Source organism: Pseudomonas sp. rhizo66 (assembly GCF_031931925.1).
Classification (GTDB): Bacteria; Pseudomonadota; Gammaproteobacteria; order Pseudomonadales; family Pseudomonadaceae; genus Aquipseudomonas.
On record NZ_JAUJWZ010000017.1, the window covers coordinates 124,380 to 140,692 of the forward strand.

At 59.6% G+C, this 16,313-nt stretch carries 19 protein-coding genes; 9 read left to right on the forward strand and 10 right to left on the reverse strand.

Annotated features, from left to right (window positions below; all coding sequences use genetic code 11):
• Positions 1–48 precede the first annotated feature (48 nt).
• The 3 genes from QZR14_RS20315 to QZR14_RS20325 all read right to left on the reverse strand — a co-directional run bounded on the left by QZR14_RS20315 (position 49) and on the right by QZR14_RS20325 (position 2,985).
• Positions 49–873 (reverse strand): TIGR03915 family putative DNA repair protein, encoded by an 825-nt coding sequence (locus QZR14_RS20315; protein ID WP_250604355.1) that lies wholly within the window; start codon positions 871–873, stop codon positions 49–51.
• Positions 870–2,090, reverse strand: coding sequence for a putative DNA modification/repair radical SAM protein (locus QZR14_RS20320; RefSeq protein WP_311997566.1), 1,221 nt, complete (start codon positions 2,088–2,090; stop codon positions 870–872). The genes QZR14_RS20315 and QZR14_RS20320 overlap by 4 nt, the downstream gene beginning before the upstream one ends.
• Positions 2,091–2,211: 121 nt before the next feature.
• Positions 2,212–2,985, reverse strand: a complete 774-nt coding sequence (locus QZR14_RS20325; protein ID WP_311997567.1) for an ArsR/SmtB family transcription factor — start codon at positions 2,983–2,985, stop codon at positions 2,212–2,214.
• A 79-nt stretch (positions 2,986–3,064) separates the two neighbouring features.
• Between QZR14_RS20325 and QZR14_RS20330 the strand changes: the two genes are divergently transcribed.
• Positions 3,065–4,168 (forward strand): cytochrome P450, encoded by a 1,104-nt coding sequence (locus tag QZR14_RS20330; RefSeq protein WP_311997568.1) that lies wholly within the window; start codon positions 3,065–3,067, stop codon positions 4,166–4,168.
• A gap of 128 nt (positions 4,169–4,296) precedes the next feature.
• Here QZR14_RS20330 and QZR14_RS20335 read toward each other — a convergent pair whose 3' ends face one another.
• Positions 4,297–5,616: an Nramp family divalent metal transporter gene (locus QZR14_RS20335; RefSeq protein WP_311997569.1), complete on the reverse strand. Its 1,320-nt coding sequence runs from the start codon at positions 5,614–5,616 to the stop codon at positions 4,297–4,299.
• Positions 5,617–5,774: 158 nt separating this feature from the next.
• Entirely contained in the window at positions 5,775–6,311 is a 537-nt protein-coding gene (locus QZR14_RS20340; protein ID WP_250604345.1) for a chalcone isomerase family protein, read from the reverse strand.
• A 147-nt stretch (positions 6,312–6,458) separates the two neighbouring features.
• Between QZR14_RS20340 and QZR14_RS20345 the strand changes: the two genes are divergently transcribed.
• On the forward strand, positions 6,459–7,244 hold the full coding sequence (locus QZR14_RS20345; protein ID WP_250604343.1) for a hypothetical protein: 786 nt from the start codon (positions 6,459–6,461) through the stop codon (positions 7,242–7,244).
• A 72-nt stretch (positions 7,245–7,316) separates the two neighbouring features.
• Positions 7,317–7,874 carry a hypothetical protein gene (locus QZR14_RS20350; protein WP_250604341.1) on the forward strand — a complete coding sequence of 186 codons (558 nt, stop codon included), beginning with the start codon at positions 7,317–7,319 and terminating at the stop codon, positions 7,872–7,874.
• Here QZR14_RS20350 and QZR14_RS20355 read toward each other — a convergent pair.
• The 3 genes from QZR14_RS20355 to QZR14_RS20365 all read right to left on the reverse strand — a co-directional run bounded on the left by QZR14_RS20355 (position 7,864) and on the right by QZR14_RS20365 (position 10,981).
• Complete coding sequence (locus tag QZR14_RS20355) at positions 7,864–8,580, reverse strand: alpha/beta hydrolase (RefSeq protein WP_311997570.1); 717 nt, start codon at positions 8,578–8,580, stop codon at positions 7,864–7,866. The two genes, QZR14_RS20350 and QZR14_RS20355, sit on opposite strands and share 11 nt — an antisense overlap.
• A 321-nt stretch (positions 8,581–8,901) precedes the next feature.
• On the reverse strand, positions 8,902–10,014 hold the full coding sequence (locus QZR14_RS20360; protein WP_311997571.1) for a M14 family metallopeptidase: 1,113 nt from the start codon (positions 10,012–10,014) through the stop codon (positions 8,902–8,904).
• A gap of 187 nt (positions 10,015–10,201) precedes the next feature.
• Positions 10,202–10,981: an ABC transporter substrate-binding protein gene (locus QZR14_RS20365; RefSeq protein ID WP_311997572.1), complete on the reverse strand. Its 780-nt coding sequence runs from the start codon at positions 10,979–10,981 to the stop codon at positions 10,202–10,204.
• A gap of 26 nt (positions 10,982–11,007) precedes the next feature.
• Between QZR14_RS20365 and QZR14_RS20370 the strand changes: the two genes are divergently transcribed.
• Entirely contained in the window at positions 11,008–11,229 is a 222-nt protein-coding gene (locus QZR14_RS20370) for a hypothetical protein (RefSeq protein ID WP_311997573.1), read from the forward strand.
• Positions 11,230–11,316: 87 nt separating this feature from the next.
• On the opposite strand, the gene QZR14_RS20375 is transcribed toward QZR14_RS20370, so the two are convergent.
• Positions 11,317–11,745, reverse strand: coding sequence for a rhodanese-like domain-containing protein (locus QZR14_RS20375; RefSeq protein WP_311997574.1), 429 nt, complete (start codon positions 11,743–11,745; stop codon positions 11,317–11,319).
• A 101-nt stretch (positions 11,746–11,846) separates the two neighbouring features.
• On the opposite strand from QZR14_RS20375, the gene ftrA reads away from it, so the two are divergent.
• The 5 genes from ftrA (at position 11,847) to QZR14_RS20400 (ending at position 15,782) form a co-directional block, all read left to right on the forward strand.
• A complete protein-coding gene (ftrA, locus tag QZR14_RS20380) occupies positions 11,847–12,821 on the forward strand; it encodes a transcriptional regulator FtrA (protein ID WP_311997575.1) in 975 nt (324 codons plus the stop codon).
• A 436-nt stretch (positions 12,822–13,257) separates the two neighbouring features.
• Positions 13,258–13,638 carry a DUF6124 family protein gene (locus QZR14_RS20385; RefSeq protein ID WP_311997576.1) on the forward strand — a complete coding sequence of 127 codons (381 nt, stop codon included), beginning with the start codon at positions 13,258–13,260 and terminating at the stop codon, positions 13,636–13,638.
• Positions 13,639–13,640: 2 nt separating this feature from the next.
• Entirely contained in the window at positions 13,641–13,910 is a 270-nt protein-coding gene (locus QZR14_RS20390) for a hypothetical protein (RefSeq protein ID WP_311997577.1), read from the forward strand.
• A 376-nt stretch (positions 13,911–14,286) separates the two neighbouring features.
• Complete coding sequence (locus tag QZR14_RS20395; protein ID WP_311997578.1) at positions 14,287–15,450, forward strand: S-type pyocin domain-containing protein; 1,164 nt, start codon at positions 14,287–14,289, stop codon at positions 15,448–15,450.
• A complete protein-coding gene (locus QZR14_RS20400) occupies positions 15,447–15,782 on the forward strand; it encodes a hypothetical protein (protein WP_311997579.1) in 336 nt (111 codons plus the stop codon). Before QZR14_RS20395 ends, QZR14_RS20400 begins: the two co-directional genes overlap by 4 nt.
• Before the next feature lie 59 nt (positions 15,783–15,841).
• On the opposite strand, the gene QZR14_RS20405 is transcribed toward QZR14_RS20400, so the two are convergent.
• Positions 15,842–16,180 carry an FKBP-type peptidyl-prolyl cis-trans isomerase gene (locus QZR14_RS20405; protein WP_053121462.1) on the reverse strand — a complete coding sequence of 113 codons (339 nt, stop codon included), beginning with the start codon at positions 16,178–16,180 and terminating at the stop codon, positions 15,842–15,844.
• Positions 16,181–16,313 lie beyond the last annotated feature (133 nt).

Below are 16,313 nucleotides of genomic sequence, written 5' to 3' on the forward strand. Positions count from 1 at the left end.
GGTCGGCCCCCTCTCCCTCCGGGAGAGGGCTGGGGTGAGGGTAAGCTTTTAGCTCTTCAAGGCAATCCGTTTGCCTGCACGGTTGGCAATCCCGCTCGCCTGCCCATTCTGCTGCTTACCCATCCGCGCCTGCGTAATCAACCCGGGGATCAACTCCCCCTCCGGCAGATTCTTCCAGAACCGCGCCGGCAAATGCCCCTGCATGACCTTCGGGTTCAACCGTGCCGGGTTGAAGATGTGGCTGTAATAGGTCAGCCACAGATCCCCATGGGGATCGTCGACGTTCTGCGCCAGTTGCTGCCATTCCAGTGGGCATTGGCGCTGATGGATCAATTGCTCACCATCGTAATAGACCCCGTCACGCGGGGTGGCGATCAACCAGCGATGACGGCCCATCCGCCCGATGAAATGCTCGCTGGCACTGTGCAGGATATCGTGGGCCGGTTCGTGCCACGCCACGTACTGCGGACCCGCGCTGGATGACGGACGTTCGATGAAGCGCACAAAGGCATGCAGATGATGGGCCTCCCGATGCACTTGCTTGATCCGTCGCTGCAGCTCGCTGCCGAGTTTGTCCCCGGCCATCATTGCCGTACGGTCGCCGTGGCTGACGCGCCACAGCACTTCATACAACAAACTCCAGCGTTGATCACCGCGATAGCGCGAGGCCTGTTCCAGGGTGTCGAGCAGCGCTCGCGGAATACGTGCCTGAAACGGCCCCTGCCCTTCGGGCACCGGATCATCATTGGCAAACAGATCACCCACGCCTTGCGAGGCCCAGCTCACCAGACTCGGATCGACTTCATGGCTCAGCAGCCAGCGCGCCTGCTGGCGCCAGGTGTCGAACAGGTCGTCGCAATCAAGATTGATCATCCCCACAGCCCCATCTGCTGTGGCATCGGCCGGTCGCGCAATTGCTGATAGAGCATATGGCTGGTGACCTCGGCCTGCTGCGGGTGATAGTCGCTGGTGATGATGAATGGCTTGGCCTTCGCCAGCACGCAGCGCATACGCGCGACGTCTTCGTAACGGATGCGCCGCTGGCGGCGCAGCTCCACCAGACGTTCGGTGGTGCGCAGACCAATGCCGGGAATACGTGCGATCAACGATGCTTCGGCACGGTTCAGATCCAGCGGAAACACCTCGCGATTCTGCAGCGCCCAAGCCAGTTTCGGGTCGATGTCCAGCGCCAGATTGCCCGGCCCCTTGAGCAATTCATCAGCGCTGTAGCCATAGCTGCGCAGAAGAAAATCAGCCTGATACAAACGGTGCTCACGCATCAGCGGCGGCGCGGCCAGCGGTACGCTTTTCGGGCTGTCGGGGATCGGGCTGAAGGCCGAGTAATAGACCCGGCGCAAACGGAAGTTGCCGTACAAGGCCTGGGCACTGTGGAGGATGGTGCTGTCGTCGGTGTCGTCGGCGCCGACAATCAATTGCGTGCTCTGCCCGGCCGGGGCGAACTTCGCCGAGCGTGGTTCGTTCAACACGGTCTGCACGCCGGTGTAGATGGTGTTCATTGCCTGTTTGATCGATGTGATGTCTTTCTCCGGCGCCAGCACTTGCAGGCTGGCATCGGTGGGCAGTTCGATGTTGACGCTCAGGCGATCGGCGTAGCGCCCCGCCTCTTCAATCAATGCCGGATCGGCTTCGGGAATGGTCTTGAGATGGATGTAACCGCGAAACTCATGCTCTTCGCGCAGCAGCTTCGCCACCTGCACCAATTGCTCCATGGTGTAGTCCGCCGAGCGAATGATGCCGGAACTGAGAAACAGCCCGCTGACGCAGTTGCGCCGGTAGAAATCCATGGTCAGCGCCACGACCTCCTCAGGCGTAAAGCGCGCACGCGGGACATCGCTGGAGCGGCGGTTGACGCAATACTGGCAATCGTAAAGGCAGAAGTTGGTCAGCAGAATCTTCAACAGCGACACGCAGCGCCCGTCCGGCGTGTAGCTGTGGCAGATGCCCATGCCATCGGTCGAGCCCAACCCGCTCTTGCCCTCGGAGCTGCGCTTGGGCGCGCCGCTGCTCGCGCAGGAGGCGTCGTACTTGGCGGCGTCGGCGAGGATGCTCAGCTTGTCGATGATTTGCATGGCGCGGGCTCTATACTGTTTGCATATACAGTATAGGGTCGTCTGCGGTGATACAAGGTGGCAGATGCGCCCCTCGTCGGTCAGAAGCTGAAAATCAAAAGATCGCAGCCTTCGGCAGCTCCTACAGGGATTCGGTACGGTCGGAATTTATCGGGTGGGCACGCTTTACGGCTGGCTGCGATCTTTTGATCTGCCCGTCGACCGGCCACTCAACGCCGAACCGCACACCGATCTCCTTGCGCCCCGCCGCCGTCAACGCCAACGCCCGACTGTCCAGATCCTGCGTCACCCACTTGCGCTTCAGCGCCGTTTGCAACAGCGCCGCGCCCAGCGAACCACCGAGATGCGGCCGGCGCATGCTCCAGTCCAGGCACGGGCAGGCAAACTTGCGGCGCAGGGTGGTCAAGTCCTGCACTTCAATTCCAAGTCCGAGAAACAACGCCTCGCCGCTTTCACTCAAGCGATACGCCTGCTCGTCGGTTGCCACCAGCCAACCGGCCTCGAGCAAACGGTCGTGCAGCAACACCGCCAGCGTTCCGGCCATGTGATCGTAGCAAGTGCGGGCGAATTGCAGGCGATCCGGGGTGTGCGCCTTGAACGTCGGCGCGGCGTTCTGGCCGATCACCATCAGCGCTTCCAGCGCTTGTGCCACCCGCTGATCGGCGAGGCTGTAATAGCGATGGCGGCCCTGCACATGCAGGCGTACCAGGGCCAGGTCCTTGAGTTTCGCCAGGTGCACACTGGCGGTCGAGGCGCTGACTTCGGCGATCGTCGCCAACTCAGTGCTGGTGCGGGCGTGGCCGTCCATCAGCGAACAGAGGATTTTCGTTCGCGCCGGCTCGGCGATGGCGGCGGCCACTTGGGAAACGCCGATGTCCTGATGTTCTGCGTGCATAGTTCGCTCCCGGACGAATCGTCGTCGCTGCGCAGTGGAGATAGTAGCAACACTTTCCCCGCCGACAAGGATGCAAACCATGAACCCGATCAGCGCTGCAACGCATGCCGACCCTTATCCCTACTACGCCCAATTGCGCGCAGAAGGTGGACTGACGTTTCATCCCGAGCTGAAATTGTGGGTCGCCAGCAGCGCCCGAGCGGTGTGTGCGGTGTTGGCCCACGCCGATTGCCGGGTGCGTCCGGCGCAGGAGCCAGTGCCCAAAGCGATTGCAAATGGCATGGCCGGCAAGGTCTTTGGCCAACTGATGCGGATGAATGACGGTGAACGCCAGCGCTGCCCGCGTTCTGCGATTGAGCCTGAGTTGGCCGCGCTCGACCTTGAGGCCGTCGACAGACTGGTCGCCGCGCGGCTGATCACAGCCGATGCGCACGGCGTACACCTGGCGATGTTTCGTGGCCCGGTGTGCGTGGTCGCGGCGCTGCTGGGCTTCACCCCGGCGCAGGCGCGGGTCATCAGTGAGCTGACGGCGGACTTCGTTGCCTGCCTGTCGCCGTTGAGCAATGACCTGCAATTGGCAGCGGCAGATGCAGCAGCCGAGCAGATGCGCGGTTACTTCATCGAATTGCTCGCCGAACCCGCCAGCGACTTCCTCAGCGCGATCCAACAGCGCTTTGCCGGCGATGAAGACACCATGATCGCCAACCTGATCGGCCTCTGTTCGCAGGCGTTCGAAGCTTGCGCCGGCCTGATCGGCAATACGCTGTTGGCGCTACGTCGGCAGCCGGCGTTGCGCGGCGAATCTGTCGAAGCGCTGCTCAGCGAAGTCCAGCGTTTCGACCCGCCGGTGCAGAACACTCGGCGCTTTGTCGCCGCGTCCTGTGAGATTGCCGGTGTACGGGTCGAAGCAGGCGATGTGATTCTGGTGCTGCTGGCCTCGGCCAATCGTGATCCGGCGCTCAACGACCGGCCGGAGCAGTTTCTGTCACAGCGCGCCAACCGCCGCAGTTTCAGTTTTGGCAGTGGCCGGCATCAGTGTCCGGGGCAAGCGCTGGCGATGAGTATTGCCGGGGCGACGGTCAGGGAAATAATCAGGCTCGACATCGACCTGAATCGCCTGAGCTGGCACTACCGGCCTTCGCTCAATGGGCGCATTCCAATATTTAGCGATGTCGGCGCCTGAAACTCCGCATTCGCGAGCAGACTCGCTCCCACAGGGTTACGGGGTGTACACACTGTTGAAATCACCTTGAAAACTGTGGGAGCGCGCCTGCTCGCGAAGAGGCCAGCCCAGTCACTGCAAATTCTGGCTCACGCCGCCCACTGCAAAATCAGCCAACTGTTAGCGCCGCTGATCACCACAAACAACCCCCACGCCAACACTCGGGTTGGCCAGCGGTTCACAAACGGTCCCATCAGTTGCTTGTCGTTGGTCATGCGAATCAACGGATACAAGGCAAACGGCAATTGCAGACTCAACACCACCTGACTCAACACCAGCAATTTGCCGATCGCGTTATCGCCCATCAGCCACACGCCGATAAACGCCGGAATCAACGCCAGTCCGCGAGTAATCAAGCGCCGCTGCCAGCACGGAATCCGCAGGTTCAGATAGCCCTCCATGATCACCTGGCCGGCGATGGTGCCGGTGAAGGTCGAACTCTGCCCCGACGCGAGCAGCGCGACGCCGAACAACACGCTGGCCAGCGCGCCGCCCACCAGCGGATCGAGCAAGTGATAGGCGTCCTGAATGTCCACCACATCGGTGTGCCCGGACTGGTGAAACGCCGCAGCGGCGAGAATCAGGATGGCCGCGTTGACCAGCAACGCCAGGGCCAGCGAACCGATGGTGTCGATGCGCGCCAGTTTCACCGCGTCCCGCTTGCTCGCCAGATCCTTGCCGATCATCCGCGTCTGCACGATCGAGGTGTGCAGATAGAGGTTATGCGGCATCACCGTCGCGCCGAGAATACCGATCGCCAGGTACAACGGCGCCGCTTCGCCAATCGCCGCCAGCGACGGTTTGAACCCTTGGGCGACGTCCGGCCAGTAGGGTTTGATCAGCAGCAACTCAACGAAAAAACACACGCCGATCGTCGCGACCAGCACCAGCATGATCGCTTCCAGACGGCGGAAACCACGATTCTGCAAGGCCAGCACGAGCAAGGTGTCGAACGCCGTCAAGGCAATGCCGAAGGTCAGCGAACAACCAAGCAACAAGTGAAACGCCAACGCGCAGCCGAGCACTTCGGCCAGATCAGTGGCGATGATCGAGATTTCCGCCAGCACCCATTGCAGGCGTGCAGTGGGCGTGCTGTAGCGCTCGCGGGACAATTGCGCCAGATCGCGCCCGGTGGCAATGCCCAGCCGCGAGCACAGGCACTGCACGACCATGCCCGCCAGACTCGCCAGCAACACCACAAACAACAGGCTGTAACCAAAGCGTGAACCGGCCTCGATGGCCGTGGCCCAGTTGCCCGGGTCCATGTAGCCGATCGATACCAGCAAACCGGGGCCGGCGAAACGCAGCACGCGTTTGAAGAACGAGGCGTTGGGATCCACCGCAACACTGCCGGCCACTTCCGGCGGGCAAAACGGCGCGGTGGCGATTTTTGGCAAACTGAATTTCACGCACACATCCAGAAACAAGTCGGAAAGACGCAGCTTAGAGGTTTCCGCCACAGCCTTGAAGCGCAAAAGATCGTCCGATCGCGGCCCGAGCCTTCGGCAGCTCCTACATTGGAATGCACTCTCCTGTAGGAGCTGCCGAAGGCTGCGATCTTTTGCTCTTATCGACTCCCCCCCAACAACTGTTCGCGCAAAGCGGGATTGCGCGTGCGCGGATCGAGCCAGATATCAAAAAACGCCCGGGCAAACAGCGGGTCATTGATCTCGTGCTGCAATTGCTGACCAACAAAAAACCGCGCGCCCTGCCCCGGCAGGTACACGCCGGTAATCCGCGTGCCGGCCTGCACGTCGACGAATGACTGCTGCATCTGTACCTGCCACCCGGCCAATTGCGCCGGGCTGACGCGGGCACCGGCCAGGCGTTTGATTTCGTCGACACTGGCCTTGACCAGGTCGTCGCGGGAAATGTTGCGGCGGTAGATCAGCTCCAGCGCAAACGGCTGACCGTCGACCAAGGGCCGCGCGGCGCTCCACAGCCGCGCGTTGTAGACATCGAACCCGAACACGCTGAAATCACCGGTGCCGATGATCTGCGCGCCGGGCACTGCATCCTGCCAGTTGGCCCAGGTCGGCGTCAGCAACAGCGCCCACAAGCCAATACCGCAGCATCCTCGCACCAGTTTCGGTGTTCTTTTCATCGCAGCATCGACTCCGGTAAACCCTGATACACACATCATAGCCGGGTATCGCTCACGATACTTTGTATACAAAAACTGCGCACATAGGCAGCAATCGCCGATCGACAATGCTAACGTGGCCTACCCTCAACGGACGGAGACACCTGCGTGCTGATCCTCAAACTGCTGCTGATTCCCGGTTTTCTGCTGCTGATTTCCCTGGCGGGCAAACGCTGGGGGCCGAGCGTGGCCGGGTGGCTGTCGGGATTGCCGGTGGTGGTCGGGCCGATCCTGTTTTTCCTCGCCATCGAGCAAGGTCCGGCGTTTGCCGCACAGTCAGCGGTGGCCGCGTTGTCGGCGATGTTCGCGATGATTGCGTTCTGCATCACCTACGCGCAGGTGGCGCAGCGGGCGAACTGGCCGTTGGCGTTGGCGGCGTCGCTGTCGGTGTGGGCCGTGATTGCTTGGGTGTTGTCGCTGATCCCGGCATCGCTGCCTTTTTCAGTGGCGGCGGCGGCAGTTGCGTTGTTGGCATCGCCGTATCTGTTTCCCACGGTGCAACCGGTGCTCAGCGGCCCGGCGCCGAAGTCGGACAAGCTGATCTGGCGGATGATCGCTGGCGCCGCGCTGACCCTGGTGGTGACGATGCTCGCCAGCACCGTCGGCGAGCGCTGGAGCGGTTTACTCGCGGTGTTCCCGGTGCTCGGCAGTGTGATGGCGGTGTTCTCGCAACAAACCCGCGGCCCGGCATTTACCGCCGCATTGTTACGGGCGACAGCGACTGGCATGTATTCGTTTTCGGCGTTTTGTCTGGTCTCGGCGCTGACTTTGCCGAGCATGGGGCTGAGTGGATTCGCCGTGGGTGTGGCGGTGTCGGTGGCGATGCTCGGTGTGACCAAACGATTGTTGGCCCGTCCGCTGGCGAAAGCGCAGGCGCAGCAACCGCTCAGATGATTCGCGCTGGAACGCCCGGTACGCTCCGTGGGATGATCGCCCGCCTCGCGCGACCATCCACCGGAGATTCACATGTCACTGTTGAGCAAAAAAGCCGTCGTCCTGCTGGTGGCGGCCCTCGCCGGTTTCGGCGCCCTCCACGCCCAAGCGGCCAAGGAAAAAGTCAGCGCCGAGAAAGTCTCGATGCTTGATGGCAAGTTCACATTCGTGTTGCCTAAAGGTTTCATCGCCGACCCGCTGCCGCCCAGCCCGAGCGGGACCAAGGGCACGATGTACACCAATGAAGCGACGAAGACCGTGGTCATTACCGCTGAAAACAAGATTCCCGAAGGTCAGCACGTCAAGGACAACGACGGCCAGTTCCTCGACGGCACCGTCTCAAGCTTCATCGAAGACCAACGCAAGGCCCTGCCGGACTTCAACAAACTCAGTGAAAAAAGCCTGACCCAGAAAGGCACCGGCCTGGGCTTGCGCCAGGTCGACAGCACCGCGACCCAGGGCGGTGGCCAGACCCTCAACACCACGCTGATGGCCGGCTCCGGCACGAAGATGGCGCTGGTGCAGGTGATCTCCCGCGCCAGCGACAAGAAAGGTCACGATGCACTGGTGAAAACCATCCTCAAGGATTGAGCTGCTGCAACCAGCCGCTCAAGTCACGCAGCTCGGCCGCACTGATACTGTGGCCGACGCCGGGGTAGGCATGGAACTGCGGTTTATAACCGAGTTTCTGTAACTGAGCGTTGGCCTCGGTGCCGTTCTTGTACGGCACCGGATCATCGGCGGTGCCGTGGCCGATAAAGATGTTCAGCGGCAACGGCTGCTGTTCGCTTTTGAGTTCAGCCTTCAACACTGGCAATAAACGCCCGCTCAACGCGGCGATCCCACCGACCGCCACTGGCGGCCGTAGCCCGACCTCGTAGGTCATCATCGCGCCCTGGCTGAAGCCGATCAGGTAAACCTTGTCCGGGGTGGTGTGATATTTCTGCGCCGCTTGCGCGATAAAGTCGCGCAGCTTCTGGGCACTGACCTTCAGATCATCGCTCTCGCCGTTGTAGGCGCCTTCGCCTTTCTTGCGGAACCACTGGAAACGTCCTTCGCCCAACGACAACGGCGCCTGCACCGACAGGTAGTTGTATTGCGCCGGGAGCTGGAATTTCATGCCGATCAGATCGGCTTCGTTACTGCCATAGCCATGCAGAAAAATCACCAGCGGACGCGCCTCGGCATCGGCGTGAACCTGCTCGATGTACTTGAGCGGCAGATCGGATTGCAGCGTCGTTTGCGCCTGCACGGCGCTGGACGCCAGCAGGGTCAACAGAGCAAACACCTTCAACATAGAGCCTTCCTTTCACAGAGTGTCGGGTTCGGGGGGAGCCTAACATCCTGCGGCGAGGATCCAAATTCGGTGGTGCTGCTGATGCCGCCATCGCTGGCAAGCCAGCTCCCACAGGATTTGTGTGAACGCAATATTTGTGAACACCTTCAATCACTGTGGGAGCTGGCTTGCCAGCGATGAGGCCAGTAGCCCCAATGAAGGTCTATAAATTGGGTTTGCTGATAGCCCCTTCGCGAGCAGGCTCGCTCCCACAGGGGAATGCATGTCCAGGGTGGGAGCGAGCCTGCTCGCGAAAGGGCCCGCGAATCCGACGAAGATCTGTCAGTCGTTGGTCAATTTTCCTGTCCGAAACGCCACCCGCCCCGCCACTTTCGCCTGCCAGATCCCGGGCTCGGTATAACGCCCGCGATCAAGCGCAAACAGCACGCCACTGGTGCCGGCGCGCACAGTGGTCACGCGATCCTGCAATGGATCGACCACTTCGAACAACGCATCGCCCTGCTCCACCCACTCGCCGGCATTGCGCAGGAAACTCACCACGCCATGGTGCGGCGCGAACAGGTATTCGGTGCCCTCGAACGGCAGGCCTTCGCAGCACTCGCTCGGCGCCGCCGGCCATTCGCCGCTGATGAAACCCTGCTCGGCGAGGAAGCCCAGAATCGCCTCACAATTGGCCTGCGCCTGATCGACGCGGGTGTCGCCCATGCTGCCCAGTTCCAGCGTGGTCGCCAGGTTCGCCGCCGGAATCGCGGCGTGCGGGAACGCCCGCGCCAGACGCAGCCACGGCGTCGAGCAGGACTCATCAAACGAACTGCCGCCGGAATCTTCACACAGCAGCGCCACGCCGGCCTTCAGACGTGCCGCCAATGATTGCCACTGTGGCCAGTGCTGCGGCAGCGCGTACAGATGAATCGCCGCGTCGAAATCACAATGCAGATCGAGAGTGATGTCGGCATCGCAGGCATGGCGCAACAGTAGACGATGCAACGCTTCCAGTTGCGAGGCCGGTGCCGGCAATTCATCGAAAACCTGGCCCATGGCCTGGCGGATCAGCGCGACGTTGGCCTCGGCATCCGTGCCTAGACGCTCACCGATCAACGCTCCAACCGGCGCGCTGAGTTCGACAAAAGCGCGGTTGAAGTTCTTGCCGCTGCCCAGTTCGAAGCGGCCCATGTGCGCACCTTGCACGTGTTGATCGAGGCCGATCGGGTTGGCCACTGGCACCAGCTCGATCACGCCCTGCAACCGGCCTTGCTGTTCCAGCGCATTGAGGCGCTGCTTGAGTTCCCACGCGGTGCGCATGCCCGGCAGTTCATCGGCGTGCAGGCTGGCCTGGATGTACACCTTGCGGGTGCCCGCGCCGTAGCGGAACACGCTGAGCGAGCGCTCGCTGCCCAAATGGCTCCAGGGCAGAACATGGTCGATGCGTTGCATGGGAAAACTCCGATGTTTCTGTAGGAGCTGCCGAAGGCTGCGATCTTTTGATCTTGTTTTTCACAAGCAAAGTCAAAAGATCGCAGCCTTCGGCAGCTCCTACATGGGAAATGTGTGAAACAGGATAAATCATGGGCGCAAAAAAAGTGGCCACCGCGCAAACGGGGCCACTTTTTTCTACGGCGTATTAATGGCCGTACACATCAAAGTCGAAGTACTTGTCCTGGACTTTCTTGTACTCGCCATTGGCGCGGATTTCGGTGATGGCTTTGTTGAACTGCTCAGCCAGCGCGGTATCGCCCTTGCGCACCGCAATGCCGGCGCCGCCGCCGAAGTACTTGGCGTCTTCATAGGTTGGGCCAACAAATTCGAAGCCTTTACCGGCGTCGGTTTTCAGGAAACCGTCGCTGAGGTTGACCGAGTCGGCCAGCATCGCGTCGATACGCCCGGAAACCATGTCGAGGTTGGCTTCCTGTTGCGAGCCGTAACGCACCAGGTCGATACCGGCCGGCACCAGTACTTCGGTGGCGTAACGGTCATGGGTACTGGCACGCAGCACACCGACTTTCTTGCCTTTAAGCTCGGTCAGCGGGTCTTTGACACCGGAGCCTTCCTTCATCACGAAGCGCGCCGGGGTGTGGTAGTACTTGATAGTGAAATCGACGTTCTTTTTGCGGTCGTCGGTGATGGTCATCGACGACAGAATCGCGTCGATTTTCTTCACTTTCAGTGCCGGGATCAGGCCGTCGAACTCTTGCTCGACCCAGGTGCATTTGACTTTCATCTGCGCGCACAGCGCATCGCCGATATCGACGTCGAAACCGGTGAGTTTGCCTTCAGGGGTTTTCATCGAGAATGGCGGGTACCCGGCTTCGATACCGATGCGGATCGGCTTGGCGTCTTCGGCCACAGCGGTCAAGGACAACATCGACAGTGCCAGGGCACCGAACATCACTAGCTTTTTCATTTATTACTCCCGTGCGGAGGCTTTTATTGGCAGCTTTCGATTCAGCGTTCGGTCATGGCCAAATGGCTATAAAAACCGAAGTGGCCGGCAGTCTATGGCGGCGCGCACAGGGTAAATTGTTTTTAAGCGACAAATACTTACGAAAGATCGGCGCATCGATTGACCGGGGTCAACGGGTGCGCCGTCGTGGTGCAAAAGCTGTAGGACAAGAGCATTTCCAGAGCAGAAAAACGCTGATTTCCCTGTAGGAGCTGCCGCAGGCTGCGATCTTTTGATCTGACTTTTTAAATATCAAGATCAAAAGATCGCAGCCTGGGGCAGCTCCTACATGAGGATCAGCATTCGCAGCCGATGGCGGTTTTGGCGGCTTGCTCAACGCTCAGTTGAAAACCTTCATCCAGCCATCCGGTAACGCCGCCGATCATCTCCTTGACCGGGTAACCCAGCGCCGCCAGTTTCACCGCCGCCTTGTTCGCGCCGTTGCAGTGCGGGCCGGCGCAATAGACCACGAACAGCGAGGTTTTCGGGTAGCTGGCCAGCTCCGCCGCCGTCAGCAAACGGTTCGGAATATTGATCGCCCCCGGCACATGCCCGCGCTCAAAGGCCAGAGGACCGCGCACGTCGACCAGGACAAAATCGATCTCGCCGGCCTCTTGGCTGCTGAAGACGTCGGAACAATCGGTTTCGAAGGTCAGACGATTGCTGAAGTGCATCAGGGCGATCGCCGACGGAGCGGCAGGGATGTCGCGAACGAGGCTGGTCATGGGTGTTGCTCCTTTGTCTGAACGGGTATGAGCAGACTTTATCGAGCGGCCGCTTGCGGCTACAGTGGCGTACAAGACACTCACCGGGAATTTTCCGCCAAATGCCGACATCACCAGGTATGGTCGCGATTCTGGCCTACGACGGCCTCTGCACATTCGAGTTCGGCATCGCCGTGGAGGTCTTTGGCCTGACCCGGCCGGAGTTCGATTTCCCGTGGTACACCCACGCCATTGCGGCGGTCGATCAAGGCCCGATGCGCGCCCTGGGCGGGATTCAGGTGCTGGCCGATGGCGGTCTGGAATTGTTGGCCGAAGCGCGCACCATCATTATTCCTGGCTGGCGCGATCGCAACGCGGCGGTGCCTCCAGCATTGATCGACGCGCTGTGCCAGGCCCATGCCCGGGGTGCGCGGCTGCTGTCGATCTGCTCCGGTGTATTTGTGCTGGCGGCCACCGGCCTGCTCGACGGCCACGGCGCCACCACTCATTGGCGATACACGGCGGAACTGGCGCAGCGCTTCCCGGCGATTGCGGTCGATCCGGATGTGCTTTATGTCGATTCCGGTCAGTTGATCACCTCAGCCGGCAGCGCGGCCGGGATCGATGCTTGCCTGCATCTGGTGGCGCGGGACTTCGGTACGCAAGTCGCCAACTCGGTGGCGCGGCGCCTGGTGATGTCGCCGCAGCGTACTGGCGGTCAGGCGCAGTTCATTCCGACACCGGTCAGCCCGACGCCGCGCAATGATCTGTCACGGGTGATGCAGTGGGCGCGTGAGCGTTTGCATGAACCGCTGGAAGTGCGTGATCTGGCCAGCGAAGCGGCGATGAGTGAGCGCACGTTTCTGCGGCGTTTTACCGAGGCCAGTGGGCAGTCGCCCAAGGCGTGGTTGCAGCATGAACGGTTGGCGCGGGCGCGGGAGTTGCTGGAGAGTACGCCGCATAACACCGAGCAGATTGCCGAGCGTTGCGGGTATCGGTCGGTGGAGAGTTTTCGTGTGGCGTTTCGCGGTGTGGTAGGCGTGCCGCCGTCGGTGTATCGGGAACGGTTTGGGCGGGGTGTGAGGGTTGAATCCTAAGGTGATTTTGAAGGCGCCTTCGCGAGCAGGCTCGCTCCCACAGGGGTACGCATTTCAAAGGTGGGAGCGAGCCTGCTCGCGAAGGCGTCCAGTCAAACGCAGCATCATTTAGACATCAGACACGAGGCTACAGCGCCTTGCGCCTTTGCCTACAACTACGCCAGAATCCGCCGGCTTGTGCGGCTTGGGGGCTGCCGGTAACTTGGTTCGCGTCACTGAATGTTCAGTGATCGGGTTTAGTCGCTCGGTAATCTACTTGAACTGCACAACGTTCCAGACAGTAGGTATTTCGATACCTCACTCAATGGTAGCTGTGCGCAGGGCGCCTTCGGGTGCGCCGGTTTTGGTGGGTTTACCGGTCGACTAACCTGCGTACAGCTGCCACCTTTTCGTTTAGTCGCGAGGTGGTGTCGGCATCAATTTGGAAACCTACACTATGTTCAAAGTAACGCCGAATCCACCTGAAAAAGAAGCGGAAATCGATCCAAATCCAACGTCCCCCTATTCCACACCGGGCTCCAGAAAACTCCACGAAGCCGCCGAGCGCGCCCTCGATCATTACCTGAAACCCACACCCCCAGCGCCACCACGCAGACCCAGCACCATGTTCCTCGTCGACCCCAACACAGGCGCCGAAGACCTCATGGCCCACGCCTGCGAATCCATGGCCTCGGCCAGCGTCATGCTCAGCGACTTCGCCGCGCTGCTCGACTCGCCCTACCGCAACACCGTGCTCGGCATCCAGCAAGTGGTCATGCTAGGCGAACTCGCGGTCAACCGCGCCCTCGACAAAATCGAACCCGCCCTGAGGCAATAACCATGTCCGACAAAACAGATGCACAAGTCGTCGCGGCACTGGTGGCCATGGGCTTCAACGAACGGGACGGACGCTGGGCACAGAACGCCTGCCTGGTGCTCTTCGAAAGCGAACGTGAAACCATCGTCGCCTCCGCCGTCACCGTCCTTCCCCAACTCGATGAATTGGAAATCGACGCCGTGCTACCCGCACTGCGCCGCGTGACCCGCCGGTTCCCCTCACTGCAAAAAACCGTGGCCGACACACTGGCCGAGATGGCGCACGCAGCCTGATTGACCGCGTGATCGCTCTTCGCGAGCAGGCTCGCTCCCACACTGGATCTGCGGTGCACTCAAATCCCATGAGCATCCGCGATCAACTGTAGGAGTGAGCCTGCTCGCGATGGCTTTCTTTCTGCTAACAAATATCTGAAAACCAGACCATAGGAAGGCCCGAGCGAGTTGGCGTACCTTTTAAACATCAATCCTCATTTTTTACACTTGTAACAACGGTCGCAATTTCAGACCGTTCCTACATCTATCAAATACCCATTCATTTAGCGTCCGCATCGTTTTCTGACGATAGAACAAGGACGCTCATGGCGCGACAGACAGACCTCGGGTTCAAAATCCACCGGCCGGTGACGGACACCACATCACTAGCCGCTACATGACCGACAGCGAGTTGGCAGAGCGGGAAGCTAGACAAACCGCCTATGACGACATGCTTGCCAGACAGCAAGCCTACGAAAATAGCCAAATCAAACAGCCACAACAGCCTATGCCCGATGCAAAAGGTTGCGTGTTCGCTAAAAGCTGCCAACTTCCGGATGGTGTAATCAACCATGTCAGTAGTACCGGATTTATTCCGGTCGAGAAGTTGGCTGATTTTGGAGAGTTGTCTTTGTTGGGCGGCCGCGAACGAGACACTGCTGGCAACATCCCGCTGAAAAAAGTAGGAGGCCGTAATTTTCCAGCTGCGGCAGGAACGCTTTTATTAACTACGACTACCACTGCAAGCCCAGGCGCAAGTGCAGTGAGTGGTGCAAGTGCAGTGACGGGAGGTGTTGTCGCTGGTGCATTGCTCGGCATGGTTGCTCTACTTTGGCCTTCGAGCTTGGGCGACAGTTCGCTATACACAGTAGAACAACTTAAATCGCTTGAGAAAGGTCGCACTCGTGTCCGATTGCGTTTAGAACAACAGGCAGACGGCACCTTGAAAGGATATGGGTACAACACCCAGACGCGCAGCGATTGGGAGATGATTCCTGTCGTACGGTTCGTGAAGCGAGGCACCCAGCAAGTCGCAGATTTCGGCAATGGGGCAACACTGATTTGGACTCCCGCCGTAGACACCAGCGGTACATCGAAAATTCCACCGCTGGAAGGCGCACCGCAAATACCCCAGATCTGGATTTACCCGCCGACTGAGCAAGCAGACAAGATCATCGTTAATCCGGCTTACCCGCCTGAGTACCGAGATTTCATCCTTGTTTTTCCTCCAAACTCGGGAATTAAACCCCTTTACATTGTTTTGGCGCTTGAGTTCGATGCAGCCAGTTACCACGGCAAAACAGATACATCCATAAAAAGTAAAGGACCAACCAATGGTCAGGAAGCGCTAGAAAACTCGGTTCAGGTCAAACCTACATCACCACGTAGAATCGGAATTGATCCAGAAACAAATGAGCTAGTCGTCTTCGATCGCACGGGTGGAGATGTCTACCACGGCCACGTAAGGCCATGGGATAAACTTCACCAAGATATGAAAAATGCGCTGATCAAGGCTAAAAAAGTAGACAACAAAGGCAGAGTCCTGGGAGATACAAAGTGAGCCTCATCTATCAAGACCCATCCATAAGCCATGACGAGGCCATAAGACTCCTTGCCAGTGACACGGATGCAAACGTAATCGCCGCACTCGTATCCATTGGCCTGAATGAAACCGATCGAAACTGGGCGCAGGACATCTGCCTGAAATACCTCACCAGCAAAACCGAAGCAATTGTGGCCGCTGCGGCTACTGCACTCGGGCACATCGCTCGCCGACATGGCGAAGTGGATACTGAAACAGTTTTTGCGGCACTCGAATCAGCCAGGCAAACGCATCCTTCACTGCAAGGGATCATCGAAGACACGCTTGACGATATAGACGTATTCACCTGATTCACCCTGACGGCATTCGGATGAAGTAACGGACTTCATCCAAATCGACGTCCCCTACCTCAATCCTCCCGCGTCAGCACTTCCAACAACTCAATCTCAAACACCAGATTCGAATTCGGCGGGATCTTGCCCATCGTCCGCTCGCCATACCCCAAATGCGCCGGCACCAGCAATTTACGCTTGCCACCCACTTGCATCCCCATCAAACCTTGATCCCAACCCTTGATCACCCGCCCGGTGCCAATCACACACTGAAAAGGTTTGCCACGGCTGTAGGAAGAATCGAACTCGCTGCCGTCTTCCAGCCATCCGGTGTATTGGGTGGTGATCAGCGCGCCTTTGACGGCGGCTTTGCCTTCGCCGACCTGAAGATCGATTACCTGCAGTTCATCATTCATAACATTCACTCTATTGTTCAGCCGGCCGCCGTTTTCCCAGAAATGCCGGGGATTGGCAACCTGTCCGCGCAGATCAACGTGGTATCCGAACCGAGCATTGAAGCATTAACATAGCCAACCGCCACTACTTCTC